Raw genomic sequence first — 12,263 nt, 5'->3', positions numbered from 1 at the left:
ATTGAAAAAATGCCGTTCAAAGGCCGTTGTTCAGAAACGCTCGCAATTCGGGCGTGCGTGGCGCATCGAGCATGCTGCCGTCGCCCACTTCCCACACCTTGCCCTGATGCATATAGATGATGCGGTCCGCCACGCGCTTGGCGAACGCCATTTCATGCGTGACGAGCAGCATGGTCATGCCATCGGCCGCGAGGTCTTCCATGACACGCAGCACTTCTCCCGTGAGTTGCGGATCGAGCGCGGAAGTCACTTCGTCGAACAACATGACCTTGGGGTTCATAGCAAGTGATCGTGCGATCGCCACGCGTTGCTGTTGTCCGCCCGACAATTGCTCGGGATAGGCATCGGCCTTCTGCCCAAGCCCGACTTGTTCGAGCACGTTGAGCGCGACGCGTCTCGCTTCGTCACGCGATAACTTCTTCACGTGCCGCAATGCGAGCATGATGTTTTCTTCGACCGTTAGGTGCGGAAAGAGGTTATAGCTTTGAAACACGATGCCGACTTCGCGCCTCAAGAGATGCAGATCCACCTTCGGATCGTCCACGCGAATGCCGCATACCTCTATCTGCCCTTGGTCGATAGTTTCCAACCGATCGATACAGCGTAACGCCGTGCTCTTGCCGGAACCGCTCGCACCGATCACGGCGATCATCTCGCCCTTGTTGACATCGAACGAGACGCCTTTCAGCACCTGATTGGAGCCGAAGCTCTTGTAGACCTCGTCGACCTTAACGATTGCTGACATTGAGCTTATTCTCCATCGATTGGCTCCAGCGCGAAAGCGGATAGCACAGGACGAAATAGAAAGCGCCGACCAGTCCGAAGATGAGGAACGGCTGAAAGATCGAGTTGTTGATGATCTGCCCTGCGCGCGTGAGTTCGATAAAGCCGATCACGGAGGCGAGCGAAGTCATCTTGATGATCTGCACGAGAAAGCCCACCGTGGGCGGCAAGGCGAGCCGCATCGCCTGCGGGATGATGACGAGCCTCAGACTCTGCCAGCGCGACAGCGACAGGCACTCGGCGGCTTCCCATTGCGGCTTAGGCATGGCTTCGACGCAGCCGCGCCAGATGTCGCCGAGATACGCGCTCGAATAAACCATCAGCGCAAGACCCGCCGCAACGAGCGCGGGTACCTGATAGCCATACACGGATAACCCGAAGTACACGATGAAGAGCAGGATCAGCAACGGAATGCCCTGAATCGCCTCGATAAACACGATGGCTGTGCGTGCGAGCCAGAGGCGCGGCGAGATGCGCGCCAGCATGACGAGGAATCCACCGATACCGCCGAGCACGAACGCAAGCATGGAGAGCACCAGCGTCCAGCCGATCGATTGCACGAGGTACACAAAATGCGATGCCGTGAATCCGCCGCTCATGCCGCACCTCCGGGAATGACGGTATCGATGCGCGGGGAGTCCGGCGGCGTCTTGCCCGCGCGTTTTGCGGCAAGACGGATGGCGCGGCGCCGCTTGAACAGATGCTCACCGACAGCCCATGCAATGAGCTTGATGATGAGCGACAGCCCGAGATAGAGCAGCGCGACGACGATATAGGTTTCAAGCGAGCGGAAGGTATCCGACTGCACGGTGTTGGCAACGGCGGTCAGTTCCTCGGCGGAGATTTGCGAAGCGATTGCCGAGGCTTGCATCATCAACAGGAACTGGCTCGTGAGCGCCGGATAGACCTTCTCGATAGAGGGCTGCAACATCACGTTCCAGCCGATGCGCCAGCGCGAAAGACCCAGGCACTCTGCTGCTTCGATCTGCCCGCGTGGCACCGATTCCAGACCCGCGCGAATGATCTCGGCGGCATAAGCGCCGATGTTGATGGTCATGGCGAGCGCAGCCGCGGCAAAGGTCGGCATGCGCAAGCCTATACTCGCCAGCCCGAAATACAGCAGGAAGATCTGCACGAGAAACGGCGTGTTGCGCACCGCCTCGATATAGATGATGCAGAGGCGCGTCAGCACCGGCACCTTCGCGCGCTTGGCAAATGCCACGAGCATGCCGAGGATGAGGCCAAAGAACACCGCCACGCACGTCATCTTGAGCGTGAGCCACGCGCCTAAAAGGAACGTCGGCCAGTAGGGCAACAACGGAGCAAAGTCGAGAGAGAACATGGCGGTCGTGCCTCAGTTCGAAGGAGCGAGTCAGACACTTCTGGATGTATGACGACTGACTACGCGAGTTCGGCATTCTGTATGCCGCATGCATTACACCGGATCGAACGGACCCGTCACCGTGAACACGCCGCCCTGATACACCGCAACTGGATCGGTCGGTGCGGGCGCCGGCGTGGCTTCGACCTTGTCGCGGAACTTCTCGGACGAGTCGCGCGGCTCGAAGCCGAGTACCGACGCGTCACGGTTGTCCCACCAGGTATGCGAATTTGCCGACATGCCGAAAACGATTGTGTGTCCGACGCCCGGCGTGAACAGCGCGCGGCGCAACAGATCATGGAAGTCGTCGTAGCTCATCCAGCTCGCCATCATTCGGCGGTCCTTGGCCTCGGGAAAAACGGAGCCAATGCGGATACTCACCGTCTCGATGCCATAGCGGTCGAAGTACAACTGCGCCATGTCCTCGCCGAACGACTTCGACAAGCCATAGTAGCCATCGGGACGCTTGCGCGCGCTGGCATCGATTCGTTCGTCTTGCCGATAAAAGCCTGTGACGTGATTCGAGCTCGCGAATACGATGCGCTTTACGCCGTTGAGCCGCGCCGCTTCGTAGAGGTTGAAGACGCCCTTGATGTTGGCTTCGAGGATCTCTTCGAACGGACGCTCCACCGATACGCCGCCGAGATGGACAATGGCGTCGCAATCGGCGGCGAGTGCATCGACTGCTTGGCGGTCTGCCAGATCGCACGGCGCGATTTCTTCGTGAGGCGCTGCATCGCCCGACAATACGCCGGGCAGATCCGCCACTCGCACATGCTCTGCAAACTCCGCGACACGATGCCGAATGGCTTTACCGATACCGCCCGCCGCACCCGTGAGCAGCAAGCGGTCGAAGCGCAATTCGGGTTCGAGGGTGCCCTGCAACGGCAATGCGTCCGTCTGTGATTCCATGAATTTTGTCTCCTGCATGCAATGCTAGGGATTACCCTGCGCGCATTTCTTGTACGTTGTCATATCACTCTATGCCGCATATCATCATTTGCAGAATGATTTGTCAACGTGTTGAAAGACCGATTCCCAGAACCTCTGGAAAACACTAAGAGAGCGCTGTGACACTAACGCCTGAACCTTCCGTCGACGTGTTCAATGTATCCGTATCCCCGGATGTCGCCGCCCCTTCTCACGGCACACGCCGCAGTCTGACCACACAGCTCGTCGATGCACTGCGCGCACAGATCGACGCGCGGGAATTGCGAGCAGGTTGCCGAATCGCGACCGAGGCGGAGATGGTGCAACGCTTCGGCGTGAGCCGCACCGTGGTGCGCGAGGCGTTATCGCGACTGCAGGCCGCGGGCCTCGTCGAGACGCGTCATGGCATCGGTACGTTCGTGTGCGAAGCGAGTACCTCGTCGCTATTGCAGCTCGATCCCGCCGACGTCGCCGGCTCCATGGATGCACTCGCGATCCTCGAATTGCGTATCAGTCTGGAAACCGAATCGGCGGGCCTTGCTGCCATGCGTTGCGATGCCGGCAGACTAGCGACCATGCGCGCGGCGCTCGCGGAGTTTGCGCGCGGCGTGGGTCAGGAAGATGGCACCGTATCGCCGGACTTTCGCTTTCATCTAGAAATCGCGCATGCCACGGGAAATCGCTATTTCGTCGAGATCATGGAGCATCTTGGTTTAAGGATGTTTCCAAGGACACGGCTAACCGCGACCGCCATTCCACACGACCATTACGCCGATTATCTGGTTCGCGTGAATCGCGAGCACGAGCAGATTGCCGATGCGATCGAACGCGGCGATGCGGACTCGGCGCGCACGGCAATGCGCTTGCACTTGATCAACAGCAGGGAGAGATTGCGAAGAGCTCAGGCCACGGCGTGAATCCAGCCGCAAAATTAAAAAGGGCCGCCGAAAATTCAGGCGGCCCTTAAGCGTTTTACCTTGCCAGATTCGGCTCGGCATCGACTTCGTCGTGCGGATCGATACTCTCAAGCGCCGGGTCGTGATGCAGCAGCAATACCGCCGCGACGCCCACCATCCCCGCGCCGGCCAGGCAAAGCAGACCTGCACCAAAGCCGCCCGTGCTGTCCTTGATCCAGCCCATTGCATACGGCCCGAAGAAGCCCGCGAGATTGCCAAGCGAGTTGATTGCGGCAATACCGCCAGCCGCCGCCGCGCCCGAAAGGAACGAAGCGGGCAAGGTCCAGATAATCGGCAGACAGCCGAAGATACCGAAGCCGGCGATGGAAAGCGCAATCATCTTTGCTACCGGATTATCCAGGCCAGCTGAAGCCGCGATACCGCCTGCCGCTACCATCAATGCAATGGCCACGTGCCAGCGACGCTCGAGCTTGCGGTCCGAGTGGCGACCCCACAGCACCATGCTGATCACACCGACCGCGTAAGGCATGGCCGTGACAAAGCCAGTCTGCAAATTCGTCAAGCCGAATGCCTTGACGATCTGCGGCAAGAAGAAGCTCAAGCCGTAATTGGTTGCGTTGGCGCCGAAGTAAATCAAGGCAATGGCAAGCACGCGCGGATTAAAGATCGCTTCCTTCACGCTAAACGCATGAACCGACTCGCGATGCGCGCGCTCATGCGCCTGACGTTCGACGAGCCACTTGCGCTCGTCTTCAGCGAGCCAATGAGCGTCGGAGGGCTTGTCGGTCAGATAAAAGAACACCACGAATGCAAGCACCAATGCGGGCAGCGCTTCGATCAGATAAAGCCATTGCCAGCCTTGCATGCCGGCCAAGCCATCCATTTGCAGCAAGGCGCCGGAAATGGGTCCGCCGATCACGGTCGAAAGCGGAATCGCGGCCATGAAGTAGCCCACCACTCGCCCGCGATACTTAGCCGGAAACCAAAGCGTTAGCAGGAAAATAATGCCGGGAAAAAAGCCCGCTTCGGCGATGCCAAGCAAAATGCGCAAGCCATAGAACACATAAGCGTTCGACAAGCCCGTTGCTTGAGCGATGTGCGGAATCCACGCCATCAAGGCCGCAAGAATGCCCCACGTGAACATGATGCGCGCGATCCAGCGGCGTGCGCCGAAACGTTCGAGCAGCAGGTTGGAAGGGACCTCGAAGAAAAAATAGGCAATGAAAAAGATACCGGCGCCAAAGCCAAACATACTCGCCGAAAAGCCGAGCGCCTTGTTCATCTGCAAGGCGGCAAAACCGACATTGACGCGATCGAGGTAAGCGATGAAGTAACACAGAATCAGGAACGGCACGAGACGAAACATCACGCGCTTCATGGTGCGAGTTTCAAGCTCCATCTATGTCTCCTCCGAATTGAATAATCGGTAGTTGGCTGGCATACGTTGGGATACTCGCGCAGCCTACTCTTTAAGCGGAGACGACAGAAGTGGTGTTTAGCCTGCCTCACGAACTTTCGTTCGCTTTAGCGCTAAATATTTGCGCGCCATTGCGGTGCGGCGCGCATTGCTAAAGGTGCGGAGCGGACTTGCCGCTCCTTGAGGCCGTCGTTATGCGACCGGTAACATCGCACCGTATGCCGGTTCGGGCAGGCCTTTGACGCCGGGATTCAGCGCGAAGACGCAGCCGTCGTCTTCGGTGGCGTTCGCACCGGGGCGAATCGACGTTACGTAGAGCGTCGAGAGGTCGCTGCCGCCGAACGCGCACATCGACGGCTTGCTGGCCGGCAACGCGATTTCACGGTCAAGTTCGCCTCGCGGCGTGAAACGCAAAAGGCGGCCGGCGTCGTTGGCGCAAGTCCAGTAACAGCCGTCGGCGTCCACGGCCGCGCCGTCGGGACGGCCCGCATAGTCATGCAGATCGGCGAAGACGCGGCGGTTACGCGGTGTGCCCGTGTCGAGATCGAAATCGAATGCCCAGATCACACGCTTGGTTGGATGCGAATCCGACAGATACATCGTGCGGCCATCCGGCGACCAGGCGAGACCATTCTGGGTGACGAGGCCATCGACGATAGGCTCCGACAGCACGCCGTCCGTATCGAACCGGAACAGCGCGCCAGCCGGACTTGCGAGCGACATGTCCTGCACCATCGTGCCGGCCCAGAAGCGGCCCTGACGGTCGCAGCGGCCGTCGTTGAAGCGCATGCCCGGCGCGGGAAAACTCGGTGCGGCCAGCTTCGATGGTCGAATGTCTTTTGTCGACTGCATGCCGAATGCAAACAGGCCGCTCTCCATGCCCGCCACGACAGTTCCCGTCGGATCGAATGCAAAACACGCGATCTGCTCGGGCAACGTCCACTCGCTGCGCTCGCCGCTCGCGACGACGAGACGCACGAACTTGCGCGCCGGAATATCCACCCAGTAGAGCGCGCCCTCTTCCGCGCGCCACACCGGGCACTCGCCGACCGCCGCGTGTCCCGCCGCTTCGAGGCGCTCCACGCTCGCCATTACTTGCGCTCCAGCGGTTCGCCGAGGACGTATGGACCGCCTTGAAAGCGTTGTGCGGGGTCGTCGCGGTCGGCTGTCGGCGCGGTTGTGGGGAAGAGTCCGTTGAACTGTTCCGAACTGTCTTGCGGACGGAAGCCCAAAAACGCCGCGCCCGAGTTGTCCCACCACTTAACCGGATTGTTGGATGCGCCGTACACCACCGCATGGCCGACGCGGTTGGCGAAGAGCGAGCAACGCACGAGCTCGATGAAGTCGCGGTAGCTCAGATAAGTCACCAGCATGCGCGGATTCTTCGGCTCCTCGAACGACGAGCCAATGCGCAAGTTGACCGTCTCGATGCCGAAGCGATCGAAGTAGTAGCGCGACAGCGACTCGCCGAAACACTTCGTCACGCCATAGAGACTGTCCGGGCGATGCGGCGAATCCGTGTCGAGCACCTCGGTGACCGGATGAAAACCGATCGCATGATTCGAACTCGCGAACACGACGCGCTTCACGCCATGCCGGCGCGCCGCTTCGTAGATGTTGTAAGTGCCGCGAATGTTCGCTTCGATCAGATCGTCGAAGGGCGCGTCGATGGAGATGCCGCCGAGATGCACGATCGCATCGACGCCTTCCACCATGCGCATTACCGCGTCGCGGTCCGCGAGATCGGCCGCGCTGACTTCCTCGTGGGAGGCTGCGTCATCGAGCGGTGCGATGTCCGAAACGCGCACGACATCGGCCCATTGCGCGAGCGCGGGCCGCAACTGGCGCCCGAGATTGCCGGCCCCGCCGGTCAGAAGCAGACGCTTGAACGGTTTGCCCGTTGCGGATGGCTGGTTCATCGAAACTCCTTGAGATACGTGAGATAAATTGAAAGCTCTATGGAAGAAAACGTTTTCGGCTTTATAGTGATGCCGATACGGCCACAGCGAAGGCGCTCCTCATCGATTTTATCGATGCGACGTTTCCCGAACCGACGTCAAAATCCGTTAACATTGGAAAAAGCCAAAGTAAACGTTACCCTCCGAATGAAGAAAACTTCTACGACCATTCGCGATGTCGCCGCCGCAGCGGGCGTCTCGGTCGCGACGGTGTCCAAATACATCAACGGCGCGCAGCGCTTTTCAGCACCCGTCGAGGCCAAACTCAAGGCGGCGATCGAAACGCTAGGCTATCGTTCGAACCCGCTTGCCCGCTCGATGATCACCGGCCGCACGCGCACTATCGGCCTCACGATTCTCGACATCAGCAATCCGCACTTCACCAACGTCGTGAAAGGCGCGAACCGCATTGCGCTCCGGCACGACTACACGCTCTTGCTCGTCGATATCGACGAAACCCAGGCCCGCGAACGTCCGCTGATCGAAGCCCTCGCGCAACGCGTGGACGGTCTGATCGTCAGTTCGCGGCTACCCGACGAAGAAGCACACTGGATGCTCGATCTCGACAAGCCCGTCGTGCTTCTGCGCAACGCGGAAGCGCTGCCGATTCCAAGCGTCGGTATCGACAACCGCCTCGCCGCCCATATGCTCGCGCGGCACCTGCTCAACCTCGGGCACCGCCGCATTGCATACCTCGGCTTCGGCCAGGCGCGCATCAACGACGAGCGGATTCGCGGCGTGCGCGAGTGTCTCGAAGACGTGGGCCTCGAACTCGATGTCCACGACGCCCACGCGCCCACTTCGCTTGCCGGCGAACACGCCTGCTCGCGCGTGATGCTCGGCCCGAGGCGTCCCCAGGCGGTCATCTGCTACAACGACCTGATCGCGCTCGGCTTCATGAAGGAAGCCGCGACCCTCGGCATTCGCGTGCCGGAGGACGTCTCCGTCACCGGCATCGACAACGTGCCGTACGGCGCTTACGCCGCGCCCGGACTCACCACCGTCGATATCCAGAGCGAGAAGATGGGCGAACTCGCAATGCAGAAGCTCATCGATTCGCTCGCCGGTCATCCTGACCCCGGTAACTCCATGTTCGAGCCGCGCCTGATCGTGCGTGAATCGACAGCTGCGGTGACTGCTACTGCATGATGTATTCATAACGCAATATGCCGCCGGCATCTTTCGAGTGTCGGCGGCATTTTGCATGCGATCAGGATTCCAGCTTGGCCGGCGTCATTTTCGGCGTGAGCACGTGCATGATGGCGAACGCGATCAGGTAAGCCGATGCGCCGATGGCGAACAGCGCCCAATACTGACCGGTGCGTTGGAGCACTTGGCCGATCACTTCCGAGAACAGCACGCCGCCGATCGAGCCGGCCATGCCGCCGATACCGACCACTGCACCGACCGCGCGCTTCGGGAACAGGTCCGACGCCGTGGTGAACAGGTTTGCCGACCAGCCCTGGTGCGCCGCTGCAGCGAGACCGACGATAGCGACCGCGACCCACAGATTCTGCGCCAGCGAAACGAATGCAATCGGCAAAACACAACATGCACAGATGAACATGGCCGTCTTGCGCGCCGCGTTCACGCTCCAGCCCGCGCGCATCAGCGCCGATGAAATCCAGCCGCCGCCGATACTGCCCACCGTAGTGATCGCATAGATTACGACGAGCGGCAGACCGATATGCTGCATGTCCATGCCGCGCGACTCGTTGAGCCACTTCGGCAGCCAGAACAGGTAGAACCACCACACCGGATCGGTCAGGAACTTGCCGATCAGAAAGGCCCAGGTTTCACGCTTCTTGATGAGCACCTTGAAGCCGGGAGCGCCTGCGTGAGCGTTGGCGGCATCGGCGATTTCGGTGTCGTCGCGTTCGATATCGTCGTCATGCGCGCTCGCGTCTGGTTGGCGATACATCACGAACCAGACCACGAGCCATACGAGACCGATCGCACCGATCATCACGAACGCCGCGCGCCAGCCGAAGGCAACGGCGAGCGCCGGGATGATCGCCGGTGCGAACACCGCACCGATGTTCGCGCCGGAATTAAAAATACCAGTAGCGAGCGCGCGTTCGCGACGCGGGAACCATTCGGCCGTCGTCTTGATGGCCGCCGGGAAGTTGCCGCCTTCGCCGATACCGAGCAGCGCGCGCACCATGGCAAAGCCCATGACGGAGCCGACCGCCGCGTGCAGCATGGCAGCGATGCTCCAGACGAACATGGCGAGGCCGTAGGAGATGCGCGTACCGAGCCAGTCGACGATACGCCCGAAGCACAACAGTCCGATTGCATAGAACGCCGAGAACGCGATCACGATGCGCCCGTACTGAACCTGCGTCCAGCCGATGTCATGCTGCAGAACCGGTGCGAGCAGACCGAGAATCTGCCGGTCCATGTAGTTGATGACGGTGGCGAAGAAGAGCAGCGCACACACGGTCCAGCGATAACGGCTGGCTGCGCGCACGACGCCTACGACGGCTGTTTGCATGAATGTCTCCGTACGCGGCGGCGCTCGTCGTGCCGCGTGACTTGTTGCATTGACGGCGACGAGCGCCGTGGGCTTCGGCTTATCGCGTGACTAGAACGCGCTTGCCGGCCAGGTTTTGGAAAACGTTTTTTGAAGAATAATGGCTTCAGTGCGTGTTGCCTATCCCTGTACTTTCCCTAATGCCGCCAGAGCCGCTCCACATAAGGCCCCGCTGCTAAACGAAATGTAGTTGAAAGATTGAGTTAATCGTTTTCTGCGTTGTTTCCAACAAAGCTTGGCTCCCACGCCGGTTGAATCTGGTGTTTTGCATTCAGTCATGCGGCATCTTGTCTTTTGCATGCCAAACGCGCCGCGAAACGCTAAAGGCAGGTGGCTTCGCTGCCGATAACCGTCACTTACGTCTTTCACATCGCCCAGTGCTCCCCATGCTTCGTATTCGTCTAGCCCGCTTGAACGTCGGCACCAAATTCGCCGCGCTGGCGTGTTCTCTCGCGGCCGTCGTCGTCGCCACCCTCACACTTGTCGTCACCCGCTCGGCCGGCGAGCAAGTCGATGCGCACGCGCTCGCACGCGTCGAAAGTGAGAATCGCTCGATCGCATCGATGATCGGCCTCTACAACACGGCCGTGAGCGCCGAAGTCTCGCGCTTCATGACGATGTTCTCGAATCGCCTGCCTGCTGCCTTCTCGCTCGACGAATCGCATACGGTCGACATCGGCGGCGTTGCGACGCCTGCGATCAACGCGGGCGACAAGCCACTCAACGGCGACTTCGCCATTCCCGATGCGTTTCTCGCGGAAAGCGGCGCAATCGCGACCGTTTTTGCGCGCACTGGCGACGACTTCGTGCGTGTGACGACCTCGCTCAAGAAGCAGGACGGCACGCGCGCCATCGGCACGCTGCTCGATCGCAAGGGACCGGCTTATGCACCGATCCTCGCAGGCAAGTCGTACATCGGCGTGGCGGCGCTGTTCGGCAAGCAGTACATCACCGAATACAAGCCCGTGACGGATACATCGGGTCGCGTCGTCGGTGCGCTGTTCGTGGGCGTCGATGTTTCCGCGGAAATCGCGGCGTTGCAGGACAACATCCGCAAGCTCACGATCGGTGCGACCGGCTATCACTTCGTCGTCGACGCTTCGAATGGTGCGAACCGCGGCAAGCTTCTGGTGCATCCGGACGCGCAAGGCGAGATGGCCGATGAACGCGTTGCGCCGTTCAAGGCGATGCTCGACAAGCAGGAAGGCCAGCGCGATTTCGAAGGCGCCACAATCGCGGGCGCGGATGCGCGCGTGCATGGCGGCGCGAAGGAAATCGTCTTTATGACCGTGCCGCAATGGAACTGGATGATCGGTGGCATTGCATATCGCGATGAACTGCTCGCCGATGTGCACGCAAGTCGCAACCGCTTCTTGCTGATCGGCCTCGTGGTGATCGCGGCGCTAGTCGGCGTCTTGCTCTATGCCGTGGCGAAGCTCGTCAGCCGGCCGCTCGACGACGTCACGCATGCCTCGGAACGTATCGCCGCTGGCGATCTGACCGTTCGTATCGATACTACGCGCGAAGACGATATCGGCCGCCTGATGCGCGCCATCGACGGCGTTGCGCGCGGACTGGCGGGCATCGTCGCGCAGGTTCGCAGCGCATCATCCGACATGAGCGATGGCACCGCTCGCATCGCATCCGGCAGCACGGATATCGCATCGCGCATCGCGACGCAGGCTGCAAGCGTCGAGGAAACGGCCGCGAGCATGGAACAGATCACCTCGACCGTGCAGCAGAACGCGGCAAATACGGCGCAGGCGGGCACGCTGGTCGCGTCGGCATCCGAAGCTGCACGTGCGGGCGGCGAAGCCGTGGGCCGCGTGGTTTCGACGATGGGCGAGATCGATGCATCGTCACGACGTATCGCCGATATCACGGCGACCATCGAAGGCATCGCCTTTCAGACGAATATCCTTGCGCTCAATGCTGCCGTCGAAGCGGCGCGCGCGGGTGAGCATGGCAGAGGCTTCGCCGTGGTGGCATCGGAAGTGCGCGCGCTTGCGCAACGCAGTGCGGGCGCGGTGAAGGAAATCGAAGTGTTGATCAGCGAATCGGCGGGCAAGGTATCGCACGGCTACAGAATCGCCGAGGAAGCCAGCAGCACGATGAACGGCATCGTCGAACAGGTGACGCGCGTGAACGCTATCGTCGATGAGATCGGCGTGGCATCGCGGGAACAGGCGAGCGGCATCGAGCAGGTGAACATGGCCGTCATGCAGATTGGCGAAGCCACACAGCAGAATGCGGCGCTCGTCAGCGAAGCGGAACACTCGACCGTCGAGTTGCGCGATCAGGCCGAGCGCCTTGCACGCGTGGTCAGCATGTTCCGCGTTTGAGG

11 protein-coding genes are annotated in these 12,263 nt (G+C 60.6%); 3 read left to right on the top strand and 8 right to left on the bottom strand.

Features of this window, described 5'->3' with window-relative positions:
* Positions 1 to 16: 16 nt before the first annotated feature.
* The 4 genes from P9250_RS00870 to P9250_RS00855 form a co-directional block, all read right to left on the bottom strand.
* A complete protein-coding gene (locus P9250_RS00870) occupies positions 17 to 745 on the bottom strand; it encodes an amino acid ABC transporter ATP-binding protein (RefSeq protein WP_244831348.1) in 729 nt (242 codons plus the stop codon).
* Positions 729 to 1,382, bottom strand: a complete 654-nt coding sequence (locus P9250_RS00865) for an amino acid ABC transporter permease (RefSeq protein WP_244831347.1) — start codon at positions 1,380 to 1,382, stop codon at positions 729 to 731. The genes P9250_RS00870 and P9250_RS00865 overlap by 17 nt, the downstream gene beginning before the upstream one ends.
* Positions 1,379 to 2,125, bottom strand: coding sequence for an amino acid ABC transporter permease (locus P9250_RS00860; protein ID WP_250468002.1), 747 nt, complete (start codon positions 2,123 to 2,125; stop codon positions 1,379 to 1,381). Before P9250_RS00860 ends, P9250_RS00865 begins: the two co-directional genes overlap by 4 nt.
* 93 nt (positions 2,126 to 2,218) lie before the next feature.
* Positions 2,219 to 3,076 carry an NAD(P)-dependent oxidoreductase gene (locus tag P9250_RS00855; RefSeq protein ID WP_310390718.1) on the bottom strand — a complete coding sequence of 286 codons (858 nt, stop codon included), beginning with the start codon at positions 3,074 to 3,076 and terminating at the stop codon, positions 2,219 to 2,221.
* A gap of 158 nt (positions 3,077 to 3,234) precedes the next feature.
* On the opposite strand from P9250_RS00855, the gene P9250_RS00850 reads away from it, so the two are divergent.
* Positions 3,235 to 4,011, top strand: a complete 777-nt coding sequence (locus tag P9250_RS00850) for a FadR/GntR family transcriptional regulator (protein WP_409014778.1) — start codon at positions 3,235 to 3,237, stop codon at positions 4,009 to 4,011.
* Positions 4,012 to 4,066: 55 nt separating this feature from the next.
* On the opposite strand, the gene P9250_RS00845 is transcribed toward P9250_RS00850, so the two are convergent.
* From P9250_RS00845 to P9250_RS00835, 3 genes are all read right to left on the bottom strand, one after another.
* The gene (locus tag P9250_RS00845) at positions 4,067 to 5,410 is read right to left on the bottom strand and encodes an MFS transporter (RefSeq protein WP_244831343.1); all 1,344 of its coding nucleotides are present in this window, start codon (positions 5,408 to 5,410) and stop codon (positions 4,067 to 4,069) included.
* A gap of 210 nt (positions 5,411 to 5,620) precedes the next feature.
* Complete coding sequence (locus P9250_RS00840) at positions 5,621 to 6,520, bottom strand: SMP-30/gluconolactonase/LRE family protein (RefSeq protein ID WP_309847800.1); 900 nt, start codon at positions 6,518 to 6,520, stop codon at positions 5,621 to 5,623.
* Positions 6,520 to 7,347, bottom strand: coding sequence for an NAD(P)-dependent oxidoreductase (locus tag P9250_RS00835; protein WP_310390717.1), 828 nt, complete (start codon positions 7,345 to 7,347; stop codon positions 6,520 to 6,522). Before P9250_RS00835 ends, P9250_RS00840 begins: the two co-directional genes overlap by 1 nt.
* Before the next feature lie 186 nt (positions 7,348 to 7,533).
* On the opposite strand from P9250_RS00835, the gene P9250_RS00830 reads away from it, so the two are divergent.
* Positions 7,534 to 8,535 (top strand): LacI family DNA-binding transcriptional regulator, encoded by a 1,002-nt coding sequence (locus P9250_RS00830; protein ID WP_310390716.1) that lies wholly within the window; start codon positions 7,534 to 7,536, stop codon positions 8,533 to 8,535.
* 61 nt (positions 8,536 to 8,596) lie between these two features.
* Here P9250_RS00830 and P9250_RS00825 read toward each other — a convergent pair whose 3' ends face one another.
* On the bottom strand, positions 8,597 to 9,880 hold the full coding sequence (locus tag P9250_RS00825) for an MFS transporter (protein WP_244831339.1): 1,284 nt from the start codon (positions 9,878 to 9,880) through the stop codon (positions 8,597 to 8,599).
* 425 nt (positions 9,881 to 10,305) lie between these two features.
* Between P9250_RS00825 and P9250_RS00820 the strand changes: the two genes are divergently transcribed.
* Positions 10,306 to 12,261 carry a Cache 3/Cache 2 fusion domain-containing protein gene (locus P9250_RS00820; protein WP_310390715.1) on the top strand — a complete coding sequence of 652 codons (1,956 nt, stop codon included), beginning with the start codon at positions 10,306 to 10,308 and terminating at the stop codon, positions 12,259 to 12,261.
* Positions 12,262 to 12,263: the final 2 nt, after the last annotated feature.

It is taken from the genome of Caballeronia sp. LP006 (assembly GCF_031450995.1).
Taxonomy (GTDB): domain Bacteria; phylum Pseudomonadota; class Gammaproteobacteria; order Burkholderiales; family Burkholderiaceae; genus Caballeronia.
The sequence above is the reverse complement of the archived record's forward strand: the minus strand, read 5'-3'. Positions and strand labels throughout refer to the sequence as shown.